Here is a 13776-nt window from a genome sequence, read left to right as displayed (position 1 = left end):
TCGGGATTACCGAGCAAGCCACCAGACGGATGGGTACGGTGCCCATTACTCCGACACGTTCCGGTCCGGCTACTATGCAGCTCTGTGGTCGGGTATCGAAAAGCCTTTGGTCGAACGTATTCTCCTGCCTGTCGGCGGTCCGAACCGGAAATGCCTGGACTTCGCATGCGGCACAGGCCGCATAGCAAATATCGCAGCTCAATTTTTTGGTGAAGTCGTCGGCGTTGACATCTCCCAATCTATGCTGGCTAGCGCACGGGTTCCGAAGAACGTGAAATTGGTCCGCGCTGATATTACGTTCTCTCCGCTTGCCGAAAGGTTCGACGTGGTCACGGCATTCAGATTCTTCCTCAATGCTGAAGATGAGCTCAGGAAGGATGCACTGTCGGCCATCAGCGCGCATTTGAACGAAGGTGGATTGCTAATCTCGAATATCCACATGAATGCGACCTCGCCAATAGGGCTGGTCTGCCGCATTCTGAACCGTTATGCAGGAGGGACAGTCCGCCACACTTTGAGCATTAAAGGATACGAGCAGACGCTCATTGCAAATGGCTTTATTGTCGAGCGGATAGTTGGGTACGGTTTTTTGCCGCGACCCGGGAAATTGCTGCCAAGACTCTGCGAAATATTGATCGTGCCGTTTGAAAGGTTCTGCGCACGTGCCAGGATTCCGGCGGAGCTTGCGCAGAATTTCCTGGTGGTTGCCAGAAAGCGGTAAAGCCGGCGGGCACATGAAATTTGAAACCGAGCATTTGCCATGAGGCTGGTCTTTGTTGAAGCTATTGGCAGGAAAGTATCGAGTGTCGTTTTTGGCTGCGCTTCGCTTGGCTCAATCAGACAAAGCGCTGCTCGCCTCCGCGCATCAGTGCGTTTGGCGACGGCGCTCGCCGGTGACCAACGATGCACTTGCCCTTTAGATTGGGGGATTCCGGCAACGTAACGCCGGTTCGCGCCGTAATTTCCAGACGTCTTGAGGTTCAAGTATCTCCCTGCCGATTGCGGGACGCGAATTCCTCGTAATGCCTGCGTGTGAACTCCGGTTTGGCCCGATGCCGCACCTGCCGGCCTGTAAGCCTCTCGCAACCAGTGCCCACGCATCTCGAACCATAAAGACGCATGAGAGAACGTCTGAAAGCGGCTACGGCGCGCTTTACGCGTGCTCATGTCGCGTTCATGTCGCGTGGAGTTGCCGACAGTCGCAGGAAACCTTTGAAAATCAGCGGTAACAGTTCGCAGCACGGCGCGACATGAAATGCCGTAAGTCGCCAAGTTGGCGACACCGCAAGCAAGCGATTGATGATGATTTTATATGAGGAAGTAGTGGTGCCCAGAGGCGGATTCGAACCACCGACACGCGGATTTTCAGTCCGCTGCTCTACCAACTGAGCTATCTGGGCCTGCTCCGGTGGGCGGCAATCTGCACACCGGGTTCATGAAAGCGCCGTCGGCACCCCTTGAAAGCGCGTGGGTTATAGCACGGGAATTCGGCCTGTCCAGCGCTTAGAGCATGATCCCGAAAAGTGGAATCCGGTTTTCGGAAAAGATGATGCTCAAACAAAAAGCATGATCCCGAAAAGTGGAATCCGGTTTTCGGAAAAGATCATGCTCAAACAAAAGCATGATCCCGAAAAGTGGAATCCGGTTTTCGGAAAAAGATCATGCTCAAACAAAACCCCAGAAGCTGTTCCGTCCAACAGTGCCCGGATGGAACAAGTTCTGGACATTGATTTCAGGCGGGAAACGACAGCAGTCCGCAAGGCCGATCATCGGTCACGATCGCGGCTGCGAAACCGTCCCAAGCCTGTGGAAAACCGCAGGTGGACGGCGCTATTTCTGGTCATCGTTCTCGTCCTCGTCGTCGCGGCCCGGGATGACGTAGACCCCCTTCAGCCAGCGGTTGAGGTCGATATCCTTGCAGCGCGTCGAGCAGAACGGGTAGGTTTCGCGTGCCGATGGCTTGCCGCATTCGGGGCAGGGCCGCTTGGGCCGCAACGGCGTGACCTTGTCGTCTGGGCTCATATCCGCGCACCCGACAGCCAGTTGGCGTGCACCTTAAACCCTTCGCCGCTCAAAAGCGCTACCGTCTCGTAGAGTGGCAGGCCGACGACGTTGGTGTAGGAGCCGACAAGCTTGACGACGAAGGCGCCGGCAAGCCCCTGGACGCCATAGCCGCCGGCCTTGCCGCGCCATTCTCCGGACGCGATGTAGGCCTCGATTTCCTCGCGCGGCAGCCGCTTGAAACGCACCCTGGTCTCGACCAGCCGCAAGCGCTGCTTGCCGCCCGGCGTGATCAGGCAGATGCCGGAATAGACCCGGTGCGAACGGCCGGACAAAAGCCCGAGGCAGTTGGCGGCGTCGTCGAGCGTCTCGGCCTTGGGCAGGATGCGCCGCCCGACGGCAACCACCGTGTCGGCGGCCAGCACGAAGCTCGGCAGGTAGTCGGCTTCGGTCTTCAGCGAAGCCAGCGCCTTCTCGGCCTTTTGTGTTGCCAGGCGCTTGGCCAGCGAGCGCGGGTGCTCGGCGCGCAGCGGCGTCTCGTCGACATCGGCCGGCAGCACCCGGTCCGGCTCGATGCCGGCCTGCTGCAGCAGCTCGATCCGGCGCGGCGAACCCGAGGCAAGCACGAGCTTCTGCAAAATGCCCATCGCGATCCCGGCCGGGTTCTTGAACTTACTTGAAGCGGTAGGTGATGCGGCCCTTGGTCAGGTCGTAGGGCGTCATCTCGACCAGGACCTTGTCGCCGGTCAAAACGCGGATGCGGTTCTTGCGCATGCGGCCGGCCGTATGGGCGATGATTTCATGTTCGTTTTCGAGCTTGACCCTGAACATCGCGTTGGGCAGCAGTTCCGTCACGACACCCGGAAACTCGAGGACTTCTTCCTTCGGCATTCGATACCTTTGCTTGGATGGGTACTTCCAGCGCCCCGGCCGGAAAGTTGCGCGGAACCTATATGATAAACGCCCGCTTGTGAACATGCTTAATCCGCGGCGTTTTCAGCCCCGGTGCCGAGAAAACGGCGGCCGATCCGCGCCTTCAGCCGCTCGCGCACGTCGCGGTAGGCGGCCATGATCTGCTCGCGCGTGCCGCTGACGCCGGTCGGGTCGGGCATCGGCCAATACTCGACCTGGACGGCCAGCGAGCGGGTGAGCTCGAGCGCGGTGTGGTGGGCTTCCGGTGCGAGCGTCACGATCAGGTCGAAATAGTCGTCCTCGAGGTCGTCCATCGTTCTCGGGTGCCGTTCGCCCAGCGACAGCCCTTCTTCGGCCAGCACGGCATCGACGAACGGATCGCGTTCGCCGCCGCGCACCCCGGCCGAGGCGACGAAGGTTGTGGGCGGAAGCACCTTGCGCGCCAGCAATTCGGCCATCGGCGAGCGCACGGCGTTCATGCCGCAGACAAACAGGATCGAGCGGGGCAGGATCGGGCGGGGCAGCGGGGCGGCCAGTTCAGCCTCGCCAGTGCAGCACGCAAACCAGCGTGAACAGCCGGCGCGCCGTGTCGAAGTCAATCTCGATCTTGCCGGCAAGCCGGTCCATCAGCGTCTGCGAGCCTTCATTGTGCAGGCCGCGCCGGCCCATGTCGATCGCCTCGATGTGGCTGGGTGTCGCGGTGCGGATGGCATCGTAATAGCTTTCGCAGATCATGTAGTAATCCTTGACGATGCGCCGAAGCGGCGTCAGCGACAGGATGTGGGTGACCACGGCTGCGCCGTCCTCGCGCGCCACCGCAAACACCAGCCGGGATTCGGCCAGCGACAGTTTCAGCCGGTACGGCCCGGCGCCGTCGTCATTGACCGGCTGGAAGCGGTTCTCCTCTATCAGGTCGAAGATCGCCACCGCCCGCTCATGCTCGACATCGGGCGTCGAGCGGCCGATCGTCTCGTCGAGCTCGACATCGATCAGCCTGGCGCGGGTTTGGTCGTAGTCGGACATTTCTACATGTTCAGCCGGATGGCGACGGAGCGTCCATGCGCATCGAGGCCTTCCGCCTTGGCGAGCGTGATCGCCGCCGGCGCCAGCGCCCGCAACTGCTCCGGCCCGAGCTTCAGGACCGAGGTGCGCTTGACGAAATCGAGCACCGAAAGCCCGGACGAAAAACGCGCCGAGCGCGCCGTCGGCAGCACGTGGTTGGAGCCGGCGACATAGTCGCCGATGGCTTCCGGCGTGTGGCGGCCGAGAAACACCGCACCGGCATTGCGCATTCGCGCCAGGAAGGCCTCTGGGTCGTCGATTGCAAGCTCGACATGTTCGGCCGCGATGCGGTCGACCAGCGGCAGTGCTGCCTCGATCGTCGGCACCAGGACTATGGCGCCGAAATCGCGCCAGCTCGCCGCCGCCGTTTCTCCGCGCGGCAGGTTCTGCAACTGGCGTTCGATCGCCTGTTCGACCGCTGCGCCAAACGCACGGTCGTCGGTGATCAGGATCGACTGCGCCGACACGTCGTGTTCGGCCTGGGCGAGCAGGTCGGCGGCGATCCAGTCCGGATCGTTGCTGCCGTCGGCGACAACCAGCACTTCCGACGGCCCGGCGATCATGTCGATGCCCACCGTGCCGAACACCTGGCGCTTGGCCGCCGCGACATAGGCATTGCCGGGGCCGACGATCTTGGCGACGGGCTTTATCGTTTCGGTACCATAGGCAAGGGCCGCGATCGCCTGGGCGCCACCAACGCGATAGATTTCGGAGACACCGGCAAGGTCGGCTGCCACCAGCACCAGCGGCGGCACCTCGCCGCCGGAGGCCGGCACCACCATGGCGATGCGCTCGACGCCGGCGACGTTGGCCGGTATCGCGTTCATCAGCACCGAGCTCGGATAGCTCGCCGTGCCGCCCGGCACGTAGAGCCCGACGGCCTCGATTGCCGTCCAGCGCGAGCCGAGCTCGACGCCGGCGGCATCGGTGTAGCGGTCGTCCTGCGGCATCTGCCGCTGGTGGTGGGAGCGGATGCGCTCGCGCGCGAATTTCAGCGCCTCGACCGTCTGCGGATCGGCGGCCTCGTAAGCCTTGGCAATGTCGTCCCTGGAGACGGCGATGCCGAGCCTGGCCAGGTCACCGCCGCCGAATTTCTGCGTGTACCCGACCAGCGCCGCGTCGCCCTCGGCACGCACCTTGGCGATGATCTCGCGCACCACGGTATCGACATCGGCCGAGACTTCCCGCTTGGTCAGCAGGAACGCGGCAAAGCGCTGCTCGAAATCGGCGTCGGACTGGCGAAGCGTGATGGCCATCGGCTCAAACCCTGTGGACCGGGCGCGACGTCGCTTCCCAGGCGCCGCCGACATCGGCAAGCCGTGCCTCGATGCATTCGACATCGAGCATGATCGCGCCCCCGCCCGAAAAGATCAGCTCGACGATGCCGGCCGGTTTGTCGAGCGCGAGAAAGCTGATCGCCAGCAGCGACAGCACTTCGTCGGGCTTGTCGCGGGCAATGCCGCTGGTCTTGGCGCCGAGCACCCGGTCGAAATGCAGCACGGCCTGCCGCCGCTCATTGTGCTGGCGCAAGAAGCCGGATTTCGCCTCCCACACGAAGCGGTTCATGGTCAGCACGAAGCGCTTTACAGAAGGCAGGTATTCGAGATCGCTGACCTTCATGACGGCATCCTGGACATGCGCCGAGATGATGCTCAGATCCTGATCGTCGAGCGCGACAAGCTTGAGGCCATTCATGCGGAATTCGCACCTGCGAGTTGATTATTCGACCTTCTGTTAGGCGGTCTTTCCGGCTCGTGCAACCGCGCCGGAGGTCTTGGCCAGGCAATCACTCCGGTCGGCGCCGCCCCTCATCCCCCTGCCGGGACCTTCTCGCCGTATAGCGGACGGGTGTAGGGGCTGGCCGCAACCTCGGCACCCTCTCCGCAACGCCGGAGATTGGCGAAATCCTTCGCGAGGCGGTCCTACTTCCCGCCCCTATACGGCGAGAAGATGCCGGCAGGCAGGTGAGGGCAGCGCCGACCTGAGCCTGCTATCGTTACCCCGAAATGCGCTCGATTTCCGCGCCGCAGCCGGACAGCTTTTCCTCCAGCCGCTCGAAGCCGCGGTCGAGATGGTAGACGCGGTTGACCGTGGTTTCGCCTTCGGCAGCAAGGCCGGCAATGACCAGCGACACCGAGGCCCGAAGATCGGTCGCCATGACTGGCGCGCCCTTCAGCTTCGCTACGCCGTCGACGATCGCCGTCTGGCCGGACAGCGTGATGTGGGCGCCTAGCCGGGCGAGTTCCTGGACGTGCATGAAGCGGTTTTCGAAGATCGTCTCGGTGATGCGCGACTTGCCCTTGGCCATCGTCATCAGGCCCATGAACTGCGCCTGCAGATCGGTCGGGAAAGCCGGGAAGGGCGCCGTCGTCACGTCGACCGGCGAAATGCCGGCGCCGTTGCGCCTGACGCGGATGCCGGAATTAGTCTGCGTGATCTCGGCGCCGGTCTGCGAAATGATGTCGAGCGCCGTCTGCAACAGGTCGGGCCGGGCGCCTTCCAGCACGACGTCGCCGCCGGTCATCGCCACCGCCATCGCATAGGTGCCGGTCTCGATGCGGTCGGGGATCACCCTGACGCGGGCGCCCGACAGCGCCTCGACGCCGTCGATGGTGATGGTCGCCGTGCCGGCGCCGGAGATCTTCGCGCCCATGGCGTTGAGGCATTCGGCGAGGTTGACGATCTCCGGCTCGCGCGCGGCGTTTTCGAGCACCGTCTCGCCCTTGGCCAGCGAGGCCGCCATCATCAGCACATGGGTGGCGCCGACCGAAACTTTCGGGAACATGTAGCGGTTGCCGACAAGCCGGCCGTTCCTGGTCTTGGCGATGACATAGCCGGTGTCGACATCGATATCGGCGCCCAGCGCCTGCAGGCCTTCCAGGAACAGGTCGACAGGGCGCGTGCCGATGGCGCAGCCGCCGGGCAGCGACACCTTGGCTTCGCCCATGCGGGCCAGCAGCGGGCCGATCACCCAGAACGAGGCCCGCATCTTCGACACCAGCTCGTATGGCGCCGTCGTGTCGACGATGTTGCGGGCGGAGAAAGTGATGGTGCGCGAATAGCCTTCCTGCTGCTTTTCGCGGCGGCCATTGACCGAATAGTCGACGCCGTGATTGCCGAGGATGCGGATCAGCTGCTCGACATCGGCCAGATGCGGCACGTTTTCCAGCGTCAGCGTGTCATCGGTCAAAAGCGCGGCGATCATCAGCGGCAGCGCGGCGTTTTTCGCGCCCGAGATCGGAATGCTTCCGGCAAGCTTGTTGCCGCCGACAATTCTGATGCGATCCATGAAGAGCGTCCCCTCGGCGCCAAGGCCGGTTTAAATCGGTTGAGTCTGTTGCGGCCATCTAGACCATTGGCCGGCTTGGTTCAAGAAACAGGCTACTCCCCACTTTGGCCCACGCCGACTTGGCCAAAGTACCGGCGACCAACATAGCCGATTCGCGTTAATCTTTTTTCATCGCCGCCTGCAGCCCCTCCGGCCGCTCGTCGGCCTCGCCAGCGCGCCGCTTGTCGGCGTCGCCGGTCCTTCGTGAGCGCGATTGCGCCTTGCGCTTCTGCAGGTTGGCGCGCAACTGCTCGGCCAGCCGGTCCTTGCGGCCCGTTCCGGCCTTTTTCGCTGAATCATCCTTCTTCGGTGATCCATCCTTGTTCGGAGAAACTGTCTTGCCGTTCATCGTTCTGTCCCCGGCCGGCGACCCGCCGGTGCGCATCAAGGGATAGCCAACATTGTGGCACGGCCATGTCCGCAACGATCGCCCGGTGCGGCCTTTCAACCCGTCTTTGTCTTGGCCTTGCGCTTGCCGGTTCGATATGGCAGAAGCCCCGCCATCGGCGGCTGCGGTAGCTCAGTGGTAGAGCACTCCCTTGGTAAGGGAGAGGTCGAGAGTTCAATCCTCTCTCGCAGCACCAGATTGTTTTCGCTGGCGCATCTTCCAAGGCTCCCTGACCTGCTCGATGATGATTGTGCGCGGTTGGCGAGGTTGCCGAAAAATATGGCGCCCCGCGATCTGCCGAGTGCCACGCGCACAAGCTCGTCGAAACAGTGGTCTTGCACGCTCACCTCCCGGCGCTCGCACGAGCCATGATGCGCGGGGAAAGCGTTCCAGTCTGCCCTGCTGCAGGCTGCTTAACAAAGCTTGCAGCCGGGAACAATCGCTCAATGACTCGCGTTTCTTGCGAAGACCCGCTTCTTTTGCACGGGCAGCGGCCTCGAAGGCTCGCAAATGTCGCGCCGGCGTTTCAATCGCACTCGCCTCAGTCCTCACGATTTGGCTATTTGTGAACGCGTGTTTGATCAGGTTTGCGCAGATGAGCACATTGACCCTCTAAGCCTGGATGCCGAAGCCTTGGCGGTGATGATTGTCGCAATCTTCCGAAACGTGACTACCAATGAGCGCGAACTGCTGGAGGAAGTTAGGTCTCTTCGTCGCTCAAAAGGCGCAGAGAAGGCGCACTAGCTAGGCGGCGTTCCGAGGCGAATTGTTCTAGTCCCGCATTGGCACAATCGGATTGGCATCTGAATTGCCCATTGATGATCGCCAGAGTGTAGCCACCGAGCTTGCGAAGGGGATAGAAATGGGTTTGGCCGAAGACTTATCTGATGTCGCGCTCACATTCGAATGTCCGGATTGCTCACACCCGGCGGTAAGAAAGGGCTCCGCACTAAGAACAATCGCGCACTTCAGATGCGACGGGTGCAACGCCAAGGTGCGGATGACCTATCCGCAGAAGCTCGCGATCTTCGAAAAGCACAAGCTATTGGCCGCAAGCAGCCGGCAAAGCCGCGGGAAGCGATTGTACGCCCCCTACCGGGGCTGATTGCCGCCGACAACACGACACAGAAGGAAAATGCCCAAGGTCAGGGGCACAGATGCGGCCGAAGTGGCTTCGCGACCTCTGCCGCGTGCAGCGACGCCTGCTAAGCCTTCCTCATCCGCGCGACCTTCGCCCCTTTTGACGCATGTTGACCATGACAATGCGCCCAATCGGAATAATTCGGGCGAACGGCTCGTTAGTTCGTTAGGCGGTGCTAAAATACGGCAAAGTGTCCGAATGTCATTTCATGAAGCCCGCCAGACAGGCTGCGGCTCGCTCTGGCCTAACCGCGAAGGGAACCAGGAATGAAAACGGCTGTTTCGACCTCTTTGACAAGACGAAGTGTTGTCGCCGCGCTGGCGCTGACCGCGGCATCGACGGCGGTATTGCCTGCCGACAACGCGCTCGCCCAGGCCAAGAAGACCACAGCTGAGAAAAGTCTGTATGAGCGGCTGGGCGGCGTGTTTGCCATCGCAGCGGTGATCGATCACTTCAGCGACGCCGTCGTGAAGAACCCGATCGTTGGCAAGAAATCCAAGAATCCGCAGCTGCGCAAATGGCACACCAAGAACCTGGAAAGGTTGCCCGGCCTCAAGTTCATGCGCACGCTGTGGGTCTGCGACGTTTCTGGCGGGCCCTTCAAGTTCGTCGCCACCAAGCCCGGTACGACGCCGCTCGGTCTCGAGGAGGCGCATCGCGACCTGCGGATTTCCCCCGCGGAATTCGATGAGGTCGCAGCCGAACTCGGGCGGACCTTGGATCATTTCAAAATTCCGAAGCCTGAGAAAACTGAAGTCCTGGAAGCTTTCGCCGCCCACAAAGACGAGGTCACCGCCGGCTACGTCAAGCCGGGCTGAAGCGCTTATATCGCGCGGGCATTCGTTCTGAGCATGGCGCGCATCGCCGTGACGATGCGGCGCGGCCGTAGCTCAGCGCGCGCAGTCTTCCGATGGATCCTACTCGGAACCTGCGCGAACTGTTTCCGCGCTGAGCGACCCTTCCGGCAGTGGCAGCATGAGTTCAGCCTCGGACTTCGTCAGATGGATCCATGCCGCCCAGTCCGATGGCCGCAGCACAACCACTTGCCGATTGTGATATGGCGCGACATCCGGCCCCGGATCGGTCGTCAGCATCGTGAACGTCGGCGGCTTGTTGCCGACACCCTCGCGCCACAGCCCGGCAATCGCCATGAACGAATGGCCATTCAGCGTGAACCTGTGCTTGGTCTTTGGATATTTCGTTCCCGTGAATTCGAAGAATGCCGACGCCGGAACGAGACAGCGCTTGCTGTTGCTGAACTGCCGGCCCTCCGAGCGAAAGTTGAATACAGGTCCGCCTTTTGGCCCGGCCGGGGGAAAGCCGAACGTCATCGACGCCAGTTCGATTGCGTCGCCGGCGGCGCGCATTACAGGCGCGGGGTCGTTGATGTGGATGTCATCCGCCTGCGGCAGATCCAATTCGGTTTGATGGCTGGGGATTTTGAGCGCCAGCGATTCCATCATCCGGCAGTATTCGGCCCAGGCGATGTGCTGCTGGTAGTCATTGCACATGGAAAGGCTCCGTACGCTCGACCGAGATCAGTTCAACATAGCGTTTATCGGTTGGCGCCGATTGCTGGCGGATTTGATATAAGCCTATTTGGGCCGGCGTGCGGCAGCGATGGCCTGCAACAGATTGATGCTGTTCACGTCGGGTTCGCTGGATGCGGCAACGGCAAGTGCGGCGGCTTCGGCTATTTTCGCGACGTCGTCGCTGCTGATCGTTCCACGCTTTTCCAGCAGATTTACGAGTTCGACAACGAGAAGAAAGGCGTTCACACCATATCGTTCGGCTCTGAGCTCGAACTCGCCTCGAGCCAATTTCTCCGCGTCTCCTTCAGCCCGTTTGTCCACGTTGGCGTCCTCTCCTATGGCTACAAGCTATTAACGCTTAGCACGAATGGTTTAATCCTTCGAACTGGCCACAACCTTCGCCAATTGCCGGGCATAGTGTCGCCGGTGGCAAGGCGCATGGGTTCAGCCAAGGATGAGACCAACCAATAGAACGGTAAGAACAAAGGACAACACGACGGCAAGTAGCCCGCATGCTTCCAAAGTGTTGGTTTGCCAAGCTTTCGTCGGGCGCCTCCGGTTTGAATTCCCGTTTCGCGAAACAAACTTCATCGGGCACCAGATCGGACGCGGAGCCGGCTTGAATTTGGCAAAGCGCTCCTCTTCATCGGCCCGGAAGGCATCTCCGCGAAACTCCGGAGCACCGTATGCGCGGCGCCGGCCTGCCTTTCATCGACGCGGGCCATCACCAGTACGACACCTTCTGCGATCTTCGGCTTGCGCGGCTTCTGGGCGAAATTGGCGAAAGTTCCGAGAAGCACGCCGGCAAAGCCGCCCCAAGCCACACCGACCAGGGCCATGCCGGTCATCCCCGCAGGATCAACGTCTTGAGCTCCAAAAGCGCTGAAGCCGGCCAACAGACCAGCCGTCGCGCCAAGTGCGGCACCAGCGACGGCACCCCGCCAGAGAGCACTCATCTCATCGTCGTAATATCCAGCAACGCTGATCGGTTCATCATTGTCATTGTAAGATCCGACGACGCTGATTTGCCGGCGACGAATCCCGGCAGCCTGAAGCCTGGCCACGGCACGTGCTGCCTGGGCATGGGAATTGAACAGCCTGCTGATCGTTTGCATTTACGCCCAGACCCGCCGCCCGTTCGGAGCGTCGGGCCTCTCCTCCCTGGCTTGAACTCTTCCGCCCGGACGCATCTTCGTCGCGCCAAAGCTCACCACAACGTGAGCCAGCCGGCTACGTTCCCAGCCGGGGCTTCGGTCCAATCCTGGAGTATCTTGCTTGGGACCTAAGTCTGACCTGCTTGAATGCAACGGGCAGTGAGGCCACGCCGAGAGGGAGCCGTTGCCGAATCGAAGAGGTCGAGGAGAGGGCTAGGGCCTATCGCAGACCCAAAAAGCTCAAAATGGCGATTACGATCACGATCGCGCCGACTAGCCAGATAATGTTGTTCATGATTACGCTCTTTCGCCTACGGGCTGGGCGCACGCCGGGGCGAAGCCCGCCACGCAAGTGGAACATTAGATGCGGCTAAAGGTTCCTCGCGGGCCTTGCTGTCGAAAGAGCCCACCGCACCAGTCGGCACGGCGGGCGACGCAGAGTTTCACCCCGGTGGTGGGGCAGCAGACGGCGTTGCGCCCAAGGCTCAGCTGATGCTTCTGGACCAGTTATCAACCTGGCGCTCCGCCTCTTCCTTGGCGATGCCATATCGCTCCTGGATGCGTCCCAAGAGCTGGTCCCTATTGCCCTCGATACGATCAAGATCGTCGTCGGTGAGGTCACCCCACTCCTCCTTCGCCTTGCCTTTGAACTGCGTCCATTTTCCCTTGATTTGATCCCAGTTCATATGTTCCTCCTTGCTTCCTGGGCCCGCACTGAAGCGGAGCGCGGACCGATCGGCATTTCAATGTTGGTGACGAATGAAGATTAGCAGCTGCTAAAAGTTCCAGTGCCGACGCAAAAAGCCCGTCGTGCCCGTGCCGGACTGCGAGCTGATGTTGATGATGCCCGGAGCTTGATGCTCTTTCGCAGCGCCATCCTATCCCGTTGAAGTCGCCGAGCTTCTCGCTGGTTGGCCTTGGCTGGCAAGCCTCGAAAGGCTGCCCGGCAGCATTGTTCTGTCCTTGCCGATCATGAGCACGCCGCTGTCGGGCGCCAACAGTGCCGAGAACGGCAGCATCGCCGCGCCGATCGGCGAAGCCTCGGGGCCGAATTGTCCCGACACGATTTCCGGCGCCACGATGCCGATGGCGCTGATCCTGTTGAACTGGGTCTGCACCTTCGCCAACAGCTCGAGATGAATCGGCCGCGGCAGGATGCTGTCGAGGACGATCGCCTCGATGTCGATGACGGAGGTGATGGCGATGATCGCCTCGACCAGCGCATTGGCACAATCGTCGATCCATTCGGACAGCGGCTCGCGCGCCCCCGGCGGCAAGGGGTCGAGTTCGCGCACGCGGTTGATCTCGATGCCGCGCGATTTGAGATGATTGACCAGCACATAGATCGAAGCGCGATGCAGCAGGCTCTGGTAGCGCGCCGGCTTGGCCGCCACCGAATCGAGGCTTGAAGGCGAGACCGGCAAAGGACCGAGCGCGGCGCTGTTGCCGTGCGGCCCGGTGTGGACCTTGCCGCCTTGCACCAGTCCGCCGCCGACAAAGGTGTCGATCGAGATATGCATGAAGTCGCGGAACCGCGCGCCGGTCCCCTGGATGAGTTCGGCGAGTGCGGCCGATGACGCGTCGTTTTCCACGAAGACCGGGGTCTTCGGCTTTGTGGCGAAAAATGTCGTCAGATCGATTGCTTCCCAGCGGCTGCCGAGGTCGTCGGGAAAGCCGAGTTCCTCGCTCCAGCCGCCGAGGAAATATGGCGAGGCGATGCCGACACCGACGATGCTGGCATCGCCAAGCCCCTCGACCAGCTTGTCGAAATTGGCCAGCGACATGTTGCCGGTCTTGAGCACCATGTCGGGATCCGGAAAGCGATATTCGTGCGACTCGCGCGAGCGGACCTCGCCGGCAAAGTCGACGAGCACGGCTTCCAGCGCGCGCCGGCCGATCTTGATGCCGACGCTGTAGATACGCTCAGGTGCAAGTCGGTAGAGAGTGGATGGCGATCCGCGTTGCCCGAACCTTTTTCCCACTTGCTTTACGAATCCGGACGATTCCAGCCCGTCGACAATGGTGGCGACCGCGGCCGGCGTCAGATTTGCGGCGCGCGCCAGATCGGACTTGGATGCCTCCTTCAGGCGGCGAATGGCATCAAGCACGAAGCGCTCGTTATAATGCCGAACCTTGACCGAATTGCTGCCTTTTCCGGACAAAACCGGCGCCTCCCCCATTCATTCCCGCAGAGCCACTCCAGCCGCTTGCAGCTTTGCGGCTGCCGCGGGGTCGAGCACTCCAATCGCACCCGTGCG

16 protein-coding genes and 2 tRNA genes are annotated in these 13776 nt (G+C 61.7%); 3 read left to right on the top strand and 15 right to left on the bottom strand.

Annotated features, from left to right (window positions below):
• Positions 1-106: 106 nt before the first annotated feature.
• Entirely contained in the window at positions 107-721 is a 615-nt protein-coding gene (locus NKJ23_RS25485) for a class I SAM-dependent DNA methyltransferase (protein WP_352683172.1), read from the top strand.
• A gap of 603 nt (positions 722-1324) precedes the next feature.
• Here the strand turns inward: NKJ23_RS25485 and NKJ23_RS25480 are convergent.
• The 10 genes from NKJ23_RS25480 to NKJ23_RS25435 form a co-directional block, all read right to left on the bottom strand.
• Positions 1325-1400, bottom strand: a tRNA-Phe gene (locus NKJ23_RS25480).
• A 430-nt stretch (positions 1401-1830) separates the two neighbouring features.
• Complete coding sequence (yacG, locus tag NKJ23_RS25475) at positions 1831-2022, bottom strand: DNA gyrase inhibitor YacG (RefSeq protein ID WP_023677402.1); 192 nt, start codon at positions 2020-2022, stop codon at positions 1831-1833.
• Positions 2019-2648 (bottom strand): Maf-like protein, encoded by a 630-nt coding sequence (locus tag NKJ23_RS25470; RefSeq protein ID WP_352457706.1) that lies wholly within the window; start codon positions 2646-2648, stop codon positions 2019-2021. The genes yacG and NKJ23_RS25470 overlap by 4 nt, the downstream gene beginning before the upstream one ends.
• Positions 2649-2673: 25 nt before the next feature.
• Positions 2674-2892 carry a translation initiation factor IF-1 gene (gene infA, locus NKJ23_RS25465; protein ID WP_006200926.1) on the bottom strand — a complete coding sequence of 73 codons (219 nt, stop codon included), beginning with the start codon at positions 2890-2892 and terminating at the stop codon, positions 2674-2676.
• An 89-nt stretch (positions 2893-2981) separates the two neighbouring features.
• On the bottom strand, positions 2982-3449 hold the full coding sequence (locus NKJ23_RS25460) for an arsenate-mycothiol transferase ArsC (protein WP_352683202.1): 468 nt from the start codon (positions 3447-3449) through the stop codon (positions 2982-2984).
• Position 3450: 1 nt separating this feature from the next.
• Entirely contained in the window at positions 3451-3936 is a 486-nt protein-coding gene (locus NKJ23_RS25455; RefSeq protein WP_292663977.1) for a UPF0262 family protein, read from the bottom strand.
• 2 nt (positions 3937-3938) lie between these two features.
• Complete coding sequence (gene hisD / locus NKJ23_RS25450; protein ID WP_352683170.1) at positions 3939-5231, bottom strand: histidinol dehydrogenase; 1293 nt, start codon at positions 5229-5231, stop codon at positions 3939-3941.
• A 4-nt stretch (positions 5232-5235) separates the two neighbouring features.
• Positions 5236-5670, bottom strand: a complete 435-nt coding sequence (locus NKJ23_RS25445; protein WP_352457708.1) for a DUF2948 family protein — start codon at positions 5668-5670, stop codon at positions 5236-5238.
• A 301-nt stretch (positions 5671-5971) separates the two neighbouring features.
• Positions 5972-7264: a UDP-N-acetylglucosamine 1-carboxyvinyltransferase gene (murA, locus tag NKJ23_RS25440; protein WP_352614714.1), complete on the bottom strand. Its 1293-nt coding sequence runs from the start codon at positions 7262-7264 to the stop codon at positions 5972-5974.
• Between the two features lie 157 nt (positions 7265-7421).
• Positions 7422-7652 (bottom strand): hypothetical protein, encoded by a 231-nt coding sequence (locus NKJ23_RS25435; RefSeq protein WP_352683168.1) that lies wholly within the window; start codon positions 7650-7652, stop codon positions 7422-7424.
• A gap of 160 nt (positions 7653-7812) precedes the next feature.
• On the opposite strand from NKJ23_RS25435, the gene NKJ23_RS25430 reads away from it, so the two are divergent.
• Together NKJ23_RS25430 and NKJ23_RS25425 are read left to right on the top strand one after the other, a co-directional pair.
• Positions 7813-7887, top strand: a tRNA-Thr gene (locus tag NKJ23_RS25430).
• Between the two features lie 1292 nt (positions 7888-9179).
• Positions 9180-9650: a group I truncated hemoglobin gene (locus NKJ23_RS25425; protein WP_352683166.1), complete on the top strand. Its 471-nt coding sequence runs from the start codon at positions 9180-9182 to the stop codon at positions 9648-9650.
• A 99-nt stretch (positions 9651-9749) separates the two neighbouring features.
• On the opposite strand, the gene NKJ23_RS25420 is transcribed toward NKJ23_RS25425, so the two are convergent.
• The 5 genes from NKJ23_RS25420 to NKJ23_RS25400 form a co-directional block, all read right to left on the bottom strand.
• Positions 9750-10343, bottom strand: coding sequence for an SOS response-associated peptidase (locus NKJ23_RS25420; RefSeq protein WP_352683163.1), 594 nt, complete (start codon positions 10341-10343; stop codon positions 9750-9752).
• 84 nt (positions 10344-10427) lie between these two features.
• A complete protein-coding gene (locus tag NKJ23_RS25415; protein ID WP_031211977.1) occupies positions 10428-10685 on the bottom strand; it encodes a hypothetical protein in 258 nt (85 codons plus the stop codon).
• A 266-nt stretch (positions 10686-10951) separates the two neighbouring features.
• Positions 10952-11479 carry a hypothetical protein gene (locus tag NKJ23_RS25410; protein ID WP_352683161.1) on the bottom strand — a complete coding sequence of 176 codons (528 nt, stop codon included), beginning with the start codon at positions 11477-11479 and terminating at the stop codon, positions 10952-10954.
• A gap of 524 nt (positions 11480-12003) precedes the next feature.
• A complete protein-coding gene (locus NKJ23_RS25405) occupies positions 12004-12204 on the bottom strand; it encodes a CsbD family protein (protein WP_352683159.1) in 201 nt (66 codons plus the stop codon).
• Between the two features lie 192 nt (positions 12205-12396).
• Positions 12397-13680, bottom strand: a complete 1284-nt coding sequence (locus NKJ23_RS25400) for an ROK family transcriptional regulator (RefSeq protein WP_352683157.1) — start codon at positions 13678-13680, stop codon at positions 12397-12399.
• Positions 13681-13776: the final 96 nt, after the last annotated feature.

Origin of the sequence: Mesorhizobium sp. M0184, assembly GCF_040322215.1 — a bacterium.
Lineage (GTDB): Bacteria > Pseudomonadota > Alphaproteobacteria > Rhizobiales > Rhizobiaceae > Mesorhizobium.
This window is presented reverse-complemented; position numbering and strand designations above follow the sequence as displayed.

Coding starts and splice junctions, on each gene's coding strand:
- NKJ23_RS25445 (WP_352457708.1), bottom strand. CDS start 5,670: ATGAATGGCCTCAAGCTTGTCGCGCTCGACGATCAGGATCTGAGCATC.
- infA (WP_006200926.1), bottom strand. CDS start 2,892: ATGCCGAAGGAAGAAGTCCTCGAGTTTCCGGGTGTCGTGACGGAACTG.
- NKJ23_RS25405 (WP_352683159.1), bottom strand. CDS start 12,204: ATGAACTGGGATCAAATCAAGGGAAAATGGACGCAGTTCAAAGGCAAG.
- murA (WP_352614714.1), bottom strand. CDS start 7,264: ATGGATCGCATCAGAATTGTCGGCGGCAACAAGCTTGCCGGAAGCATT.
- hisD (WP_352683170.1), bottom strand. CDS start 5,231: ATGGCCATCACGCTTCGCCAGTCCGACGCCGATTTCGAGCAGCGCTTT.
- NKJ23_RS25420 (WP_352683163.1), bottom strand. CDS start 10,343: ATGTGCAATGACTACCAGCAGCACATCGCCTGGGCCGAATACTGCCGG.
- yacG (WP_023677402.1), bottom strand. CDS start 2,022: ATGAGCCCAGACGACAAGGTCACGCCGTTGCGGCCCAAGCGGCCCTGC.
- NKJ23_RS25455 (WP_292663977.1), bottom strand. CDS start 3,936: ATGTCCGACTACGACCAAACCCGCGCCAGGCTGATCGATGTCGAGCTC.
- NKJ23_RS25410 (WP_352683161.1), bottom strand. CDS start 11,479: ATGCAAACGATCAGCAGGCTGTTCAATTCCCATGCCCAGGCAGCACGT.
- NKJ23_RS25470 (WP_352457706.1), bottom strand. CDS start 2,648: ATGGGCATTTTGCAGAAGCTCGTGCTTGCCTCGGGTTCGCCGCGCCGG.
- NKJ23_RS25435 (WP_352683168.1), bottom strand. CDS start 7,652: ATGAACGGCAAGACAGTTTCTCCGAACAAGGATGGATCACCGAAGAAG.